Origin of the sequence: Micromonospora sp. DT62, assembly GCF_049847285.1 — a bacterium.
Lineage (GTDB): Bacteria > Actinomycetota > Actinomycetes > Mycobacteriales > Micromonosporaceae > Micromonospora > Micromonospora reichwaldensis.
The window spans coordinates 260040-274961 of sequence record NZ_JBNCOB010000006.1 but is presented as its reverse complement, the minus strand read 5'-3'; the positions used below and the strand labels follow the sequence as shown (position 1 = coordinate 274961).

At 73.3% G+C, this 14922-nt stretch carries 15 protein-coding genes; 5 read left to right on the top strand and 10 right to left on the bottom strand.

The genetic code is table 11. The annotated features are described in order from the left end of the window. Positions 1 to 92: 92 nt before the first annotated feature. Entirely contained in the window at positions 93 to 1055 is a 963-nt protein-coding gene (locus tag ACPXCB_RS12155) for an EamA family transporter (RefSeq protein WP_425874873.1), read from the bottom strand. Between the two features lie 75 nt (positions 1056 to 1130). Between ACPXCB_RS12155 and ACPXCB_RS12150 the strand changes: the two genes are divergently transcribed. Beyond that, positions 1131 to 1676, top strand: coding sequence for a CGNR zinc finger domain-containing protein (locus ACPXCB_RS12150; RefSeq protein WP_425874871.1), 546 nt, complete (start codon positions 1131 to 1133; stop codon positions 1674 to 1676). Between the two features lie 301 nt (positions 1677 to 1977). Here the strand turns inward: ACPXCB_RS12150 and ACPXCB_RS12145 are convergent, their stop codons facing one another. The 5 genes from ACPXCB_RS12145 to ACPXCB_RS12125 all read right to left on the bottom strand — a co-directional run bounded on the left by ACPXCB_RS12145 (position 1978) and on the right by ACPXCB_RS12125 (position 7971). Beyond that, positions 1978 to 3387, bottom strand: a complete 1410-nt coding sequence (locus ACPXCB_RS12145) for a class II fumarate hydratase (RefSeq protein ID WP_425874869.1) — start codon at positions 3385 to 3387, stop codon at positions 1978 to 1980. A 138-nt stretch (positions 3388 to 3525) separates the two neighbouring features. Then, positions 3526 to 4137, bottom strand: coding sequence for a GNAT family N-acetyltransferase (locus ACPXCB_RS12140; RefSeq protein ID WP_425874867.1), 612 nt, complete (start codon positions 4135 to 4137; stop codon positions 3526 to 3528). Between the two features lie 38 nt (positions 4138 to 4175). Next, positions 4176 to 5843, bottom strand: coding sequence for a fumarate hydratase (locus tag ACPXCB_RS12135; RefSeq protein WP_425874865.1), 1668 nt, complete (start codon positions 5841 to 5843; stop codon positions 4176 to 4178). A gap of 67 nt (positions 5844 to 5910) precedes the next feature. Next, positions 5911 to 7338 (bottom strand): PQQ-binding-like beta-propeller repeat protein, encoded by a 1428-nt coding sequence (locus tag ACPXCB_RS12130; protein ID WP_425874863.1) that lies wholly within the window; start codon positions 7336 to 7338, stop codon positions 5911 to 5913. Positions 7339 to 7482: 144 nt separating this feature from the next. Further along, positions 7483 to 7971, bottom strand: a complete 489-nt coding sequence (locus ACPXCB_RS12125) for an Lrp/AsnC family transcriptional regulator (protein WP_425874861.1) — start codon at positions 7969 to 7971, stop codon at positions 7483 to 7485. A gap of 166 nt (positions 7972 to 8137) precedes the next feature. On the opposite strand from ACPXCB_RS12125, the gene hppD reads away from it, so the two are divergent. Genes hppD through hisC form a run of 4 tightly spaced genes read left to right on the top strand, consistent with a single transcriptional unit; the run spans position 8138 to position 12240 of the window. Further along, on the top strand, positions 8138 to 9343 hold the full coding sequence (gene hppD / locus ACPXCB_RS12120; protein WP_425874859.1) for a 4-hydroxyphenylpyruvate dioxygenase: 1206 nt from the start codon (positions 8138 to 8140) through the stop codon (positions 9341 to 9343). 11 nt (positions 9344 to 9354) lie between these two features. Further along, entirely contained in the window at positions 9355 to 10083 is a 729-nt protein-coding gene (locus ACPXCB_RS12115) for an RDD family protein (protein WP_425874857.1), read from the top strand. A gap of 22 nt (positions 10084 to 10105) precedes the next feature. Beyond that, a complete protein-coding gene (locus ACPXCB_RS12110) occupies positions 10106 to 11140 on the top strand; it encodes an RDD family protein (RefSeq protein WP_425874856.1) in 1035 nt (344 codons plus the stop codon). Further along, complete coding sequence (hisC, locus tag ACPXCB_RS12105) at positions 11137 to 12240, top strand: histidinol-phosphate transaminase (RefSeq protein WP_425874854.1); 1104 nt, start codon at positions 11137 to 11139, stop codon at positions 12238 to 12240. The genes ACPXCB_RS12110 and hisC overlap by 4 nt, the downstream gene beginning before the upstream one ends. 83 nt (positions 12241 to 12323) lie before the next feature. On the opposite strand, the gene ACPXCB_RS12100 is transcribed toward hisC, so the two are convergent. The 4 genes from ACPXCB_RS12100 to ACPXCB_RS12085 form a co-directional block, all read right to left on the bottom strand. Then, positions 12324 to 12449, bottom strand: a complete 126-nt coding sequence (locus tag ACPXCB_RS12100) for a hypothetical protein (protein WP_425874852.1) — start codon at positions 12447 to 12449, stop codon at positions 12324 to 12326. Positions 12450 to 12502: 53 nt separating this feature from the next. Continuing rightward, the gene (locus tag ACPXCB_RS12095; RefSeq protein ID WP_425874850.1) at positions 12503 to 13783 is read right to left on the bottom strand and encodes a PQQ-binding-like beta-propeller repeat protein; all 1281 of its coding nucleotides are present in this window, start codon (positions 13781 to 13783) and stop codon (positions 12503 to 12505) included. 186 nt (positions 13784 to 13969) lie between these two features. Beyond that, on the bottom strand, positions 13970 to 14443 hold the full coding sequence (locus tag ACPXCB_RS12090) for an SRPBCC family protein (RefSeq protein WP_425874848.1): 474 nt from the start codon (positions 14441 to 14443) through the stop codon (positions 13970 to 13972). A 101-nt stretch (positions 14444 to 14544) separates the two neighbouring features. Next, a complete protein-coding gene (locus ACPXCB_RS12085) occupies positions 14545 to 14754 on the bottom strand; it encodes a DUF397 domain-containing protein (RefSeq protein WP_425874846.1) in 210 nt (69 codons plus the stop codon). Between the last annotated feature and the right edge of the window lie 168 nt (positions 14755 to 14922).

Below are 14922 nucleotides of genomic sequence, written 5' to 3'. Positions count from 1 at the left end.
CAACACCGCGGCACTTTCCGCCATAGCAACGTCGGCTGTGGCGTGAATCTGTCTTTCATCCGTGGTGGGCGCCGCCGGACGGCCCGGTCGAGTCACGGCAGGGCGGGCTCGGCGAGCTGCGGCCGCGGGTCGTCGGCACGGGGAGCGCGCAGCTCGTCGACGCGTACCAGGGCGACGCCGGCGACGATCAGAGCGCCGCCGAGCAACTGCACCACGGTGGGCAGTTCACCCAGCACCAGCCAGGCGATCAGCACGGCGAACATCACCTCGGTCAGCCCGACGAACGACGACAGCCGGGCGCCGAGGATCCGGGTGCCGGCGATCCCGGCGAGGTACGCGACGACGGCGGCGATCAGCGACAGGCCGACCACCGGCACCAGCCAACTGGTGCGCTGCCCGGCGAAGGTGACCTCGCCGAGGGACACCCGCAGTGGCAGCGCGCCGACCGCGCCGAGCAGCAGCAGGACGGCGGCCCCGACGGCCATGCCGCCGCTGGCCATGGCCACCGAGGGCAGCTCCTCGTCGACCCGCCCCGCGAGCACGAAGTAGCCGGCGAGGCCGACCGCCGCCCCCAGCCCCCAGAGCACGCCCACCGGGTCGAGCCCGCCGGCACCGGTCAGGTCCAGGACGAAGAACAGGCCGGCGAGGGCCGCCACCGAGCCGACGACCGTCAGCCGGCGGGGACGCTGCCGGTGGACCAGCCACATCCAGCCCACCACCAGGACGATCCCGAGGTACTCCAGCAGCAGCGCGACGCCGACCGGCAGGTAGCGGACCGCGTTGAAGAAGCAGACCTGGGCCGTGGCGACCCCGAGCAGCCCGAACACGCCGATCGCGGCGAGGTTGCGGCGCAGCACGCCCCACCTGCCGCGCAGGGACAGCACGGCCGGGACCGCCACGACCAGCGCGGCGACGCCGACCCGGGCGGCCACGGCGGCTTCGGCCGACCAGCCGGCGTCGATGAGGGACCGGGCGAACGTGCCGGACGTGGCGAAGGTGACGGCGGAGAGCAGGGCGAGGCCGAGACCGAGCCCGGCGGCGGGTGGTTGACGCATCGATCCACTCCCACTGTCATGAGTAAACTGCCACTATGCTCATGACGCTAGGCGGGCGCCACGACAGGAGTCAAGTTGCTCTTCACCCATGACACGGAATGCTCCCTGACTGCCATGGCCGCGCTGGTCAACACCGACGGCCGCGCCGGCGAGGAGCTGCCCGACGTCGCCGCCCTGGACGCGTTCTTCGTCACCCACACCTACAGCGGGCGGCACGAGCACAGCGAGGACGAACTGCGGGCGGTACGCGACCTCCGACCCCGGCTACGCCGCGTCTGGTACGCCGACACCGAGGGGATCGTCGCCATCGTCAACGGGCTGCTACGCGAGAACGACGCGCTGCCCCAGCTCATCACGCACGACGACGAGCCGTACCACATCCACGCCGTGCCGCGTGACGCGCCGCTGGCGACCCGGATGGCCGTCGAGGCGGCGATGGCGCTGGCGGATCTCGTACGCACCGGCGAGCTGCGCCGGCTGCGGATCTGCGACCACCCGGACTGCGAGAACGTGCTGGTCGACCTGTCGAAGAACCGGTCCCGCCGGTTCTGCGACGCGGGCTGCGGCAACCGGGCCGCCGTCACCGCCTACCGCGCCCGCAAGACCGCCAGCCGGAACTGAGCCGACCACGCGCACCGCCGGCACCACGCCGACGCGCCCTGCACACCTCCGCCCACCGGCACCGAGGACACCCGCCCGAAGTGAGCCCTCGGCGCCCACCCGCCGGCACTGAGCCCTCGGCGCCCACCGGAAGTGTTTCCATGCCCTGTCGAGCTGCCCCATCTGTGCGACCGGGCGGACCTGGCGCCACTGGCCGGTGCGGACACCGGCCGTCGCGCGTCACCAAGGCGCAGGACGGACACCGACGGGCACACCGTCGAGACGACGCGCACGGCGCGCCCAGCCTCAGGCCGAGCCAGGTTCAGGGGTGGGTCATCCGGAGCAGGTCGAGCGCCTCGTCGAGCTGGGTCTCGCTCAGCTTGCCCGAGTCGACGTGCCCCCGGGAGACGACCACCTCGCGGATCGAGACCTGCTTGGCCAGCGCCTCCTTGGCGATGGAGGCGGCCTCGTCGTACCCGAGGTAACGGTTGAGCGGGGTGACGATCGACGGCGAGCCCTCCGCGTACGCCAGGCAGACCTCGGCGTCCGCGACGAGGCCGACCACCAGTCGGTCGGCGAAGAGGCGGCTCGACGCGGCGAGCAGGCGGACCGACTCCAGCAGGTTGCGGCCCATCACGGGGAGCATGACGTTCAGCTCGAAGTCGCCCTGGGAGCCGGCGAAGCCGACGGCCGCGTCGTTGCCGATCACCTGGGCGCAGACCTGCCGCACCGCCTCGGCGACCACCGGGTTGACCTTGCCCGGCATGATCGACGAGCCGGGCTGGAGGTCGGGGATGCGCAGCTCGCGCAGGCCGGCGCGGGGGCCGGAGCCCATCCAGCGGATGTCGTTGGCAATCTTGTAGAGGCCGACGGCGACCGTGCGCAGCTGCCCGGAGGTCTCCACCAGGGCGTCCCGGGCGCCCTGCGCCTCGAAGTGGTTACGCGCCTCGGTCAGCGGCAGCCCGGTCGACTCGCGCAGCTTGCCGATCACGGCGGCGGCGAAGCCGAGCGGGGTGTTGATGCCGGTGCCCACCGCCGTGCCGCCCAGCGGCAGTTCGGCCAGCCGGGGCAGCGCCCCCTCCAGCCGCTCGATGCCGTAGCGGACCTGGGCCGCGTACCCGCCGAACTCCTGCCCGAGGGTGACCGGGGTGGCGTCCATCAGGTGGGTACGCCCGGCCTTCACCACGGTCTCGAACTCCGCCGCCTTGTCCTCCAGCGCCTCCGCCAGGTGGGCCAGCGCGGGCAGCAGGTCCCGCGCCACCGCCTCGGTGGCGGCCAGGTGGATCGAGGACGGGAAGACGTCGTTGCTGGACTGCGAGGCGTTCACGTCGTCGTTCGGGTGCACGTCCCGGCCCAGTTCCCGGCTGGCCAGCGTGGCGATGACCTCGTTGGTGTTCATGTTCGACGAGGTGCCGGACCCGGTCTGGAACACGTCGATCGGAAACTGGTCGTCGTAGCCGCCGTCGGCCACGTGCGCGGCGGCGGCGGCGATGGCCGCGGCCACGTTCGCGTCGATCACGCCCAACTCGCCGTTGACCTCGGCCGCCGCCCCCTTGATCTGGGCCAGCGCCCGGATCTGGGCCGGCTCGATGCCCCGGCCCGAGATCGGGAAGTTCTGCACGGCGCGCTGGGTCTGTGCACGCCACAGCGCCTCAGCGGGCACCTCCACCTCGCCCATCGAGTCGCGTTCGATCCGGTAACCCGTCGCCTCTGGAGTCGTCACGCGTACCATCCTGCCGCGCCGCGCGCCGACGTGCAGATGATCGCGCCGAGCACGGGAAAGGGGCCGGTCGTCCGCCCGCCGGGTACGGCCAGCCGCGCACCCTGACCTTCGCCTCACAGCCGGAATCCAGTCGGAGGCCCTCAGCGGTCACGGTTGGCTTGCTTGGCGGCGAGGGCTGCCGCCGTCCGGCTGGTCGTGAAGGCTCGATGCCGTGATAGCCCATTCGCGGGCCAGGATGGCGAAGACGAGTTGGTCGGCCCACTCTCCTCTGAACAGATAGCTTTCGACATGGTGCGCCTCCTGACGCATGCCAAGCCGGGCCATCAGGCGGGCGGACGCAGCATTGCGGCCGTGGCACCGGGCGTAGATCCGGTGCAATCCGAACTCGGTGAACCCCCAGTGCAGCAATGCGGTAGCGGCCTCCGTAGCCAGTCCGCGACCTCCATGACCGGGATGGAAGACGTAACCGAGTTCAGCCGTGCGGTCGGTCTGGCTGCGCCAGACCAGCTCCACCGTCCCGATGACCGCGGCGTCGGTGGCTACGGCCAAGGTCAAGCAGTCGCCCTCAGCGCGCAGTGCGTCCTCACCCGCCATGGCGATCACCGACGATCGCGACTCCTCGCGGGTACGCGGCTCGGCGAGCGTCCAGCGGAAGACGTCCGGTCGGCGCTGCCATGAGCACACATCATCGAGATCATCCAGCGTGACCGGGCGCAAGGTGAGTCGCGTAGTACGAATCGGGTACGTCGGTCGGGACATGCAGCGATATTAGGAAGTCTGCGCGGCGGGCTTGCCCGTCAGCGGCGACCGACCGTCAGCACCGGCTTGGTGACCTCGGCGAAGAAGTCGTTGCCCTTGTCGTCGACCACGATGAAGGCCGGGAAGTCCTCGACCTCGATCTTCCAGACCGCCTCCATGCCCAGCTCCGCGTATTCCAGCACCTCGACGTGTTTGATGCAGTCCTGGGCGAGCCGGGCGGCCGGGCCGCCGATCGAGCCGAGGTAGAAGCCGCCGTGCTGCTGGCAGGAGCGGGTGACCTGGGCGGAGCGGTTGCCCTTGGCGAGCATGACCTGCGAGCCGCCCGCGGCCTGGAACTTCTCCACGTACGCGTCCATCCGGCCGGCGGTGGTCGGGCCGAACGAGCCGGACGCGTAGCCCTCCGGGGTCTTGGCGGGGCCGGCGTAGTAGACGGCGTGGTCGCGCAGGTACTGCGGCATCGGCTCGCCGGCGTCCAGCCGCTCCGCGATCTTGGCATGCGCGATGTCGCGGGCCACCACGAGCGGGCCGGTCAGCGACAGGCGGGTCTTCACCGGGTACTTCGACAGCTCGGCGCGGATCTCGTCCATCGGCCGGTTGAGGTCGACGCGGACCACCTCGGACGCGTCGAGCGTCTCGTCGGTGACGTCGGGCAGGTAGCGCGCCGGGTCGGTCTCGAGCCGCTCCAGCCACACGCCCGACGGGGTGATCTTGGCGACCGCCTGCCGGTCGGCCGAGCAGGAGACGGCGATCGCCACCGGGCAGGAGGCGCCGTGCCGGGGCAGCCGGACCACGCGCACGTCGTGGCAGAAGTAGCGCCCGCCGAACTGCGCGCCGATGCCGAAGTTGCGGGTCAGCTCCAGCACCTCCGCCTCCAGCTCCAGGTCGCGGAAGCCGTGCGCGCTCATCGAGCCGGAGGTGGGCAGCGCGTCGAGGTACTTGGCGCTGGCGTACTTGGCGGTCTTCAGGGCGTACTCGGCGGAGGTGCCGCCGATGACGATGGCGAGGTGGTACGGCGGGCAGGCGGCGGTGCCGATCAGCCGCAGCTTCTCCTCCAGGAACTGCATCATCCGCGTGGGGTTCAGCAGCGCCTTGGTCTCCTGGTAGAGGTACGACTTGTTGGCCGAGCCGCCGCCCTTGGCCATGAAGAGGAACTTGTACGCGTCGGGCTGCCCGTCGGGGTCCTCCGCGTAGAGCTCGACCTGGGCCGGCAGGTTGCTGCCGGTGTTGCGCTCCTCCCACATGGTCAGCGGGGCGAGCTGCGAGTAGCGCAGGTTGAGCCGGGTGTACGCCTGGTAGACGCCGCGCGAGACGGCCTCGGCGTCGCTGCCGTCGGTGAGCACGTGCCGGCCGCGCTTGCCCATCACGATGGCGGTGCCGGTGTCCTGGCACATCGGCAGCACGCCGCCGGCCGCGATGTTGGCGTTGCGCAGCAGGTCGAGCGCGACGAAGCGGTCGTTCGGCGAGGCCGCCGGATCGTCGATGATCGCCCGCAGCTGGGCCAGGTGCGCGGGGCGCAGGTAGTGCGCGATGTCGTGCATCGCCTCGGCGGTCAGCGCGGTGAGCGCGGTCGGCTCCACGGTGAGGAACCGGCGACCCCCCGGCCCGTTGACGACGTCGACGCCCTCGTCGGTGACCAGGCGGTATTCCGTCTGGTCAGGGCCGGTCGGCAGCAAGGGAGCGTACGAGAACGCGGCGGCACTGCTCATGAGCGGAAAGCCTAGGGCAGAAGGGTCGGTCAGTCCCACCCGCCGGGTGGGTCCTGGGACGACGCTCTCACCCGGGGCACAGCTCCCGCTTCGGGCCGCAGCTGTCCTCCGGCCCGGGTACGCCCGCCGTGCCGCCGGGACCGGGTACGCCGCCGCCGTCGCGCGGCGGGACGGGGGCGCCCGGCACCCCGCCGAAGCGGACGTAACCGATCTCCCGCCCCTCGCCGATGATCATGCCCCTCGGGCCGACCGCGAGGGCGTTCGCGGAGGTGCGCAGGCTCGCCAGTTCCCGCCCGGTACGCGGGTCCAGCGCCACCAGCCGGGACGGCTTCTCGTCGGCGATCACGGCCGCGTACGGGGTGAGCGCCGCGCCGGCCTTCGGCCCGGTCGGGCGGGTCCACCGGACGCGTCCGGCGCCCAGCTCCCGGCCGACCACCGCGCGCTTGTCGGCCGGGCGGACCAGGGCGTACCGGTCGTCGACCGCGAGCAGCTTCTCCCCGGCGGAGGTGACCAGCAGCAGCCGCCCGTCGTAGCCGTCGAGGACCGCCTCGCGGGCGTCCGGGGCTACCCCGATCAGCACGTTGCGCGCGCCGTGCGGGTCCTCCCGCTGCGCGCAGCCGGCGTTGTCGGCGGTCCGCAGGTTGATCCCGGCCCGCTGCCACGTCTCCTGGCCGGTCGCCGCGTCCCGGCCGGAGATGGCGAAGTAGCAGGTGCCGTCCTGGGAGCGGGCGGTGATCCGCAGCAGCCGGCCGCCGACCACCGACAGCCGTTCGTCGCGGCCGGGCTCGACGTCCTGGAGCACCCGCCCGGTGGCGGTGTCGAGGACGTGCACCCGGCCGTCGATGGGGAAGCCGAGCAGCGGCGGTACGGGCTCCGGGCCGGCCACCTCGTCGTCGATGCGGACGGCGTCGAGCCGGCGGGTGTCGAGCAGCCCCGGGTTGTCGCCGAGCAGCCCGCTGCGTACCCCGGGCACGAAGGCCGTCCAGAGCGGGGCGGTGCCGCGCGCGTCCCAGGCGCTCACCGTGCAGTCGGTGGCCTCGACGCAGCGGGCGTCGAGCAGCATGTTGCGGTACGTCCAGACGGCCACCGCGTCGCCGTTGCGCCGCCGGGTGGCGCCGGTCGTCGGGTCCAGCACCTCGTAGCCCTTGACCAGCAGCTTGCCCACGACGACGACCGAGTCCCGGTCGCCGCCGGCCACCGCGGCCCAGTCGGCCTTGCGCTCCCACAGCTGGGCGCCGGTGGCCAGGCTGCGCGCCTCCACGCGCGTGCGCTGCTCGACCACGACGGTCTCGCCGGCGATGGTCACGCTGCGCGGGGTGCCGCCGACGCGCTGCTGCCAGACCACGTCCGGCTCGGAGATGGGCTGGCTCCGGTTCGCCCATTCCCACATCCCGGGGAACGGGTTCCACACTCCGGTCGCGGCGAGCGCGACGACGACGACGAGCGCGAGCAACAGCCCGCCACGCCACCCCCCGAGGCCGCCCGCCTTCGCCACACGCACACGGTAGCGACGACCGCCGCGCCGCCGCCGTCCCGCGCCGCCGTGTCGCCGCCCTTTCTCGCGCGCCCCGGGGGTGAGGAAGGGCCCCTTCCTATCGCCTTCTGTAGAGGAAGGAACCCTTCCTCACCCCTCCCCTGCTCAGCGCTGGGCGGCGGAGCGGACCAGGGGGAGGATGCGGTAGGTGATCTGTTCGGCGAGGGCGATGATCGTCGAGGCGCGGCGGATGCCCTCGTACGAGACGATCTGGTCGATGACCCGCTGGAGGTCGGTGTTCGAGCGGGCCACGATCCGGCAGAGCAGGTCGCTGGAGCCGGTGATGGTGTGCGCCTCCAGCACCTCCGGGATCGCGGCCAGGTGCGCGGCGACGAGGTCGTGCCCGTCCCGCTGGCTGATCTCCAGGGTGACGAAGCTGGTCACCCCGAACCCGATCGCCGCCGGGGAGATCTCCGGCCCGAAGCCCGAGATGACGCCCCGCTCGACGAGCTTGTCCAGCCGGGCCTGCACGGTGCCCCGGGCGACCCCGAGGCGCCGGGAGCACTCCAGCACCCCGATCCGCGGTTCCTCGGCGAGCAGTTCGATCAACCGCGCGTCGAGGGCGTCGAGCTGTACACCCTGACCAGCACTCATGGCAGATCACCCTACTGAATGCGCAACCTGACCAGGCATGAGCGTGACAGTTGCCCAGTGCGGCCCTTCCCCGCGATCCTCGCCACAGCACCACCGCACCACCGCACCACCGCACACGACCGACGGCGGCGGCCACGGGGCCGACCGGAACTTGAGGGAGACCGCGATGACCCAGGCGATCGACCGACCCCAGACGTCCGAGGACGTCGACGTCGACGTGCTCGTCGGCGCCGTCGACCACGACATCAGCCGCGACCCGTTCCCGGTCAAGGGCCTCGATCACGTGCACTTCCTGGTGGGCAACGCCAAGCAGGCCGCGCACTACTACTCCACCGCGTTCGGCATGACCTGCGTGGCGTACCGGGGCCCCGAGCAGGGCTACCGGGACCACGCCCAGTACGTGCTGACCAGCGGCTCGGCGCGGTTCGTGCTGACCGGCGCGGTCCGCCCGGACGCCGAGGGCGCCGAGCACGTGACCAGGCACAGCGACGGCGTCTCCGACATCGCGCTGGAGGTGCCGGACGTCGACGCCGCGTACGCGCACGCCACCGCGCAGGGCGCCACCGGCCTGACCGAGCCGCACGACGTCAGCGACGAGCACGGCACCGTCCGGATGGCGGCCATCGCCGCGTACGGCGACACCCGGCACACGCTCGTCGACCGCTCCCGCTACACCGGCCCGTTCCTGCCCGGCTTCGTGGCCCGCAAGCCGATCGTGGACCGGCAGCCGATGATCGACGCCGGCCTCCAGCCGAAGCGCTTCTTCCAGGCCGTCGACCACGTGGTCGGCAACGTCGAGCTCGGCCGGATGGACGAGTGGGTCGAGTTCTACAAGCGCGTCATGGGCTTCTCGAACATGGCCGAGTTCATCGGCGACGACATCGCCACCGACTACTCGGCGCTGATGAGCAAGGTCGTCGCGAACGGCACCCGCAAGGTGAAGTTCCCGCTCAACGAGCCGGCGATCGCCCGCAAGAAGTCGCAGATCGACGAGTACCTGGAGTTCTACCAGGGCCCGGGCGCCCAGCACATCGCCGTGGCCACCAACGACATCCTGGCCAGCGTCGACGCCATGCGCGCCGCCGGCGTCGAGTTCCTCGACACCCCGGACTCGTACTACGACGACCCGGAGCTGCGCGCCCGGATCGGCCAGGTGCGGGTGCCGATCGAGGAGCTGAAGGCCCGCAAGATCCTGGTGGACCGGGACGAGGACGGCTACCTGCTCCAGATCTTCACCAAGCCGGTGCAGGACCGCCCGACGGTCTTCTTCGAGCTGATCGAGCGGCACGGCTCGCTCGGCTTCGGCAAGGGCAACTTCAAGGCGCTCTTCGAGGCCATCGAGCGGGAGCAGGAAGCGCGCGGCAACCTGTAACACTGACGAGCGTGACGCAGCCTCCGACGTACCCGACGCCGCCGGCCGGTGGGCCTCCGCCCGCCGCCGGCGGCTTCGCGCCGCCTTCCGGTCCCTCCAGTCAGGGGTACGCGGTGCCGCCGCAACACGCCCCGTTCCCCGGTCAGGTCCCGCCCCCGGGCTGGGCGCCGCCGCCCCCGGGCTGGGCCGGGCCGCCCCGTCCTGCCCCGGCGCTCGGGCCGGGCGGCCAGCCGCTCGCCAGCTTCGGAGACCGGCTGCTCGCCGCGCTGATCGACGGCGCGCTGAGCACGGCGGTGGCGATGGTCCTCTTCCTGCCGCCGTTCCTGCTCCTGTTCTGGAACATGATGGACGACCTGACCCGGACCAACCCGGACGGCACCCTCGCCGATCCCGACCCCGCGTCGTTCCTGACCGACTTCATGCTGCCGATCCTGCTGCTCGAACTGGGCCTGATGGTGATCATGCTCGGGCTCTACTGGCTCTACCACGTGGAGTACATGAAGCGGACCGGCCAGACGTACGGCAAGCGGGTGATGAAGCTGCGGGTCGTGCCGCTCGACCCGGCCGCCACGCTGGACCGGCGGATGGCCGGCAAGCGGTACGCCGTGCAGTACGTCGCCGCCATGTTCCTGCCCGGCCTCAGCTACCTCGACGGGCTCTGGCAGTTGTGGGACAAGCCCTGGCAGCAGTGCCTCCACGACAAGTTCGCCGGCACCGTCGTCGTTAAGGTGTCTGCGTGAGCGAGCGCAGCGAGGCCAGGCCATGAGTGTCGGACCGGGATGGTACGTCGACCCGGCCGATCCGGAGACCCGACGTTACTGGGACGGCGAGGGCTGGATCGGCGCACCGATCCCCGTCGACGCCACCCCGCCCGAGGGGCCGCCGCCGGCCGAGCCGCCACCCGCACCCGCCCCGACGTCACCCGCGGCCCCGGTGCCCGCGTCGGGCGCCCCCGCCGGCGGGCAACCCCTCCCGGGGCAGCCCCACCTTGGGCAGCCGCAGCCGGGACAGCCCTATCCCTGGCAGCCGCCGCAGGGGCCGGGCCACCCGCAGGGCCCTCCGCCCGGCTGGCCGCCCGGTGGCGGTCCGCCGCCCGGCTGGCCGCCCGGTGGCTGGCCCGGACGGCCGCCGGAGCCGCGCCCGCACGGGCTCCCGCTGGCCGGGTTCGGCGCCCGGCTGGTCGCCCGGCTGATCGACTTCACGGTCGTCTTCGCGCTGAACGCCGTGGTGAACGGCTGGTTCGTCTGGCGGCTGGTCGAGGAGGTCACGCCGTACTGGCGGGAGGTGTTCCGGCGGGCGATGGCGGGCGACAGCTCCACCGACAACCTGCCGCAGCCCAGCGAGCAGGCTGGCGGCCTCCAGGTCGTCATCCTGCTGATCGCCACCGCCCTCTGGCTCGCGTACGAGGTGCCGACGACGGCCTCGGGCGGGCAGACCTTCGGCAAGCGGCTGGTGGGCGTCAAGGTGCTGCCGATGAGCGCGGACGAGCCGCTGGGCTTCGGCCGGGCGCTGCGCCGGTGGAACACCCTCGGCCTGCCCACCCTGCTCTGGTACTGCTGCGGCCTGGGCCTGCTGCTCCAGCTCGTCGACGCGCTCTCCCCGCTCTTCGACCACCCGCTGCGCCAGGCGCTGCACGACAAGCGGGCGCAGACCGTGGTGGTCCAGCTCCCCCGCAGCAACCGCAGCACCACGGGCGAGCGCGGCACGCCGGACGACCGCACCAGCACGCGTGAGCCCACCACCACGGACGACCGCACCCCCGACGACCGCACCGACCCCTCGGGAGACACCCCATGACCGACCCCGGACGTCACCAGCCGGAGCTGCGGCTGACCCGCCCCGACCTGGACGCGCTGCCCAACTACGTGCCCGGCCGCAGCCCGGCCGACCTGGCCCGCGAGCTCGGCCTCCCCGAGGCGATCAAGCTGGCCAGCAACGAGGTGCCGTACGGGCCGCTGCCCGGTGTGGTGGAGGCCGTCGCCGGGGCCGCCGCCGGGGTGCACCGCTACCCGGACATGGGCGCGCTCGCGCTGCGCGAGGCGCTCTCCGAGCGGTACGGCGTGCACGTCGACCAGATCGCCACCGGCTGCGGGTCGGTGGCGCTGGCCGAGCACCTCGTCCGGGCCACCTGCCTGCCCGGCGACGAGTTCCTCTACGCGTGGCGCTCCTTCGAGGCGTACCCGATCATCGCGGCGACCAGCGGCGCGACCAGCGTGCGGGTGCCCAACGACGCCGCGCACGGGCACGATCTGGCGGCGATGGCGGCGGCGGTGACCGACCGGACCCGGCTGATCGTGGTCTGTAACCCGAACAACCCCACCGGGACGTCGGTGCGCCGGGCGGAGCTGGACCGGTTCCTGGACACGGTCGGCGAGGACGTGCTGGTCGTGATCGACGAGGCGTACCGCGAGTTCGTCACCGACCCGGACGTCCCGGACGGTCTCACCTACCTCGACCGCCCGAACGTGGTCGTGCTGCGCACGCTCTCCAAGGCCTGGGGCCTGGCCGGCCTGCGGATCGGCTTCCTGGTCGCCCAGCCGGCGGTGGCGGCGGCGATCCGCAAGGTCGTGACGCCGTTCTCCAGCAACATGGCCGCGCAGGCGGGCGCGCTCGCCGCGCTGGCCCAAGCGGACGAGGTACGGCGGCGGTGCGCCCTCGTGGTCAGCGAGCGCGACCGCGTGACGGAGGCGCTGCGCAAGCTCGTCCCGGACGTGCCGGACAGCCAGGCGAACTTCGTCTGGCTGCCGCTGGGCGACCGGGCGGTGGACTTCGGCAAGGCGTGCGAGGCGCGTGGCGTGATCGTCCGCCCGTTCGCGGGCGATGGGGTCCGGGTCACCATCGGCACCCCGGCCGAGAACGACGCCTTCCTGGCGGCGGCGGAGACCGCGCTGGCCTGAGGCAGGTGCCGGTCCGGTCCGCCATCCCCTCGCGGACCGGACCGGACTCTCAGGCGACCGCCACCGGCCCGGAGCCGCACTCGTCAGGCGGCGGGACGGGTGTCGGCATCATGGTGGACGACGCCGACCGGGCCGGTCGGCGCGGCGTCGGCCGGCGAAGCGGTGACGAGGATGAGGATCGCGCCCAACAGGGCGGCCAAGAAACGCACAAATGGACTCTAAGTAACTTATGTCCGTTTTGTCGAGCAGCCGGGCCGGCGTTTCACGTCGCGGCGAAGACCATCGGCTCCGACGTCAGGTAGTAGCGCTGGTCGTCCGCCGTCGGGTCGACCGGCTTGCGGAGCCGCTCCACGGCCACGAACCCGCCGGCCGCGTACACCGCGCCGGGCACCCAGCCGATCCCGTCCGAGCCCACGTTGAGCGCGAAGAAGGACCGCTGCGCCCCCGTCGCCGGGTCCAGCGTCAGCAGGTCGTTCGTCTCCGTCAGCAGGTGCACCCGGTCGGGCTGGACGGCGAGCAGCCGCGCCTGCGACAGGCCGGGACGGCGCCACAGTTCCGCGCCCGTACGCGCCGAGCGGCCGACCGCCACCCCGTCCACGACCGCCACGGCCGTCCCGCCGACGAGTTCGGCGTTCGGCCGGTCCAGGGCCGGGGCGGCGACCGGTTCCCCGGCGCCGAGCAGCCAGCCCCGGCCCGCGTCGTCGCCCGGCCTCGCCGTCCGCAACCCGGTGCACCCCGTCCGGCCGGTGCCGCAGCCCACCGGGGTCGCCACCAGCTCGTCGCCGGCATCCGGCGGCCGCCAGCGCAGGCCCACCGCCCCGGTCGCGGCGTCGCGGAACTCCACCGTCGCCGGCCCCGCGCACGAGTCGACGGTGATCAGGTGGCCCGACGCGGTCGTGCCGAGCGCGTCCCGGCACCCGGCGACCGTGTCGCCCGGTGGCAGCGTGACGGTGACGTGGGACCGCCACAGTTCGCGGCCGTCGGCCAGGACCACGGCACGTGCCCACTCCGCCCCGGCCGCCACCACCACCTGCCGCCCGTCGGACGCGGGGGCCACGAAGATCCCCTGCGGATCCCAGACCGTCGCCGCGCCGGTGCGCCGGACCGTCCGCTCCCCGACCGGCGCCGGCCCGTCCGCCCGCCAGGCGACCCGCCCCGTCCGCGCGTCCAGCGCCACCAGCCGCCCGTCGGACCAGCGGGTGACCACCGTCGTCCCGCTCGCCACGACCCCGTCGAGCACCGCCGGCCAGCGGCGGTACGACCAGTACGGGGTCGTCCGGTGCCGGCCGTCGACCGGGCGGTCGGCGTAGACCTGGCGGTGGGCCGCGTAGACCCGCAGCCGGCCGTCGACGACGAGCGGGGCGACGGGGAGCCGGCCGATCACGCCGGCTGAGGGGGACGCGGCAGCCGGGTATCCGGCCCGCGCGGGCGTGCTGACCTCGGCGGGGGCGAGCACCCGGTAGACCGTCGCCGCGACGGCGACGGTGCCGAGCAGCGCCGCGACCGCCACCGCGATCCGCCGCCGGCCGTTCGGGAACCCCATGCCGCACCTCCGCCCGGCACCCTACCCAGCGGAGCCGGTCCGGGCCCTGTCAGGTCACCGGCGCACGGGCGCTCCGGCGGCGTCCCTGCCGGGGACCACACGTAAGCACCCCGGCCTGCGCCTCGGGCCGCCCGGCCTGCGCCTCGGACCCGCCCCGCGTGCGCCTCGGGCCACCCGACGTGCGCCTCAGGCCGCCTCGGTCGCGTTGGTGGCCGCCGCGGCGGCCAGGTCGGCGAGGTCCTGCCGCAGCGCGCGCTCGACCGTCCGGGCCGCCAGCCCGCCGAGCAGCAGCGCGACCACCCGGCCGTACGGGGCGGTCGGCACCGCCTCCTGCTCGACCGTGACGGCGGTGCAGCCCCGGCGACGCCGCTCGACCGGGCGCAGCGTCCAGGTGATCCGGTAGTCCACGCCGGCGCCCCGGGAGCCGAGCACCAACCGTCGGGGCGGCTCGGCCTCGATGACGAGGAACTCCTCGACCAGCGCGGTGCCGTCGGGCTGGGAACGGGTCTCCCGCCACACGGTGCCGGGGCCGAACGGGCCGGGGGTGAGCACCTCCACCGGCCCGGTGAAGCGCCGGGTGCGGGTGGTCAGGTCGGTCAGCAGCCGCCAGAGGTCGACGTCGTGCGCCTCCACGAACTCCGTGACCGCCACCGTCGACATGCCACCTCCCGTGGCCTCGACGGTACGCCGGGTGAGCGCGGATCGGGGCCCCCGGAGCGGATTTTCCACCGCCAGGGGCCCCGATCCGGAGCGGCGACCCGTCAGCGGCCGAGCTGGCCGGTTCGGATCGCGTCGACGAAGGCCGCCCACCCCGGCGGGCTGACCGCCAGCGTGGGGCCCGCCTGGTCCTTCGAGTCGCGTACGCCCACCACGCCGAGGGCGTCGACCAGGTTGTCCGCCACCTCCACGCAGAGGCCCTGGTCGTTGGAGCGGCTGCTGGTACGCCAGGCCGCGCCCGGGAGATCGTTCATCGTCGTCACCTTCCTGTCGTCGGTACGCCAACCGGCGGCCGGGCCGGAACCGGAAGGGGGCGTCCGGCCCGGCGCGGCGCGGCATGGCGACGGAATCCGCGACGATCAACGCGCAAACAACGGTCCCCGGTCGCACCAACTGTGCGACCGGGGACCGTCGATGATCGG

Excerpts from the sequence above, each read along its gene's own strand:
- ACPXCB_RS12155 (WP_425874873.1), bottom strand. The coding sequence starts at position 1,055 with ATGCGTCAACCACCCGCCGCCGGGCTCGGTCTCGGCCTCGCCCTGCTC.
- ACPXCB_RS12145 (WP_425874869.1), bottom strand. The coding sequence starts at position 3,387 with ATGGTACGCGTGACGACTCCAGAGGCGACGGGTTACCGGATCGAACGC.
- ACPXCB_RS12140 (WP_425874867.1), bottom strand. The coding sequence starts at position 4,137 with ATGTCCCGACCGACGTACCCGATTCGTACTACGCGACTCACCTTGCGC.
- ACPXCB_RS12135 (WP_425874865.1), bottom strand. The coding sequence starts at position 5,843 with ATGAGCAGTGCCGCCGCGTTCTCGTACGCTCCCTTGCTGCCGACCGGC.
- ACPXCB_RS12125 (WP_425874861.1), bottom strand. The coding sequence starts at position 7,971 with ATGAGTGCTGGTCAGGGTGTACAGCTCGACGCCCTCGACGCGCGGTTG.
- hppD (WP_425874859.1), top strand. The coding sequence starts at position 8,138 with ATGACCCAGGCGATCGACCGACCCCAGACGTCCGAGGACGTCGACGTC.
- ACPXCB_RS12110 (WP_425874856.1), top strand. The coding sequence starts at position 10,106 with ATGAGTGTCGGACCGGGATGGTACGTCGACCCGGCCGATCCGGAGACC.
- hisC (WP_425874854.1), top strand. The coding sequence starts at position 11,137 with ATGACCGACCCCGGACGTCACCAGCCGGAGCTGCGGCTGACCCGCCCC.
- ACPXCB_RS12095 (WP_425874850.1), bottom strand. The coding sequence starts at position 13,783 with ATGGGGTTCCCGAACGGCCGGCGGCGGATCGCGGTGGCGGTCGCGGCG.
- ACPXCB_RS12090 (WP_425874848.1), bottom strand. The coding sequence starts at position 14,443 with ATGTCGACGGTGGCGGTCACGGAGTTCGTGGAGGCGCACGACGTCGAC.
- ACPXCB_RS12085 (WP_425874846.1), bottom strand. The coding sequence starts at position 14,754 with ATGAACGATCTCCCGGGCGCGGCCTGGCGTACCAGCAGCCGCTCCAAC.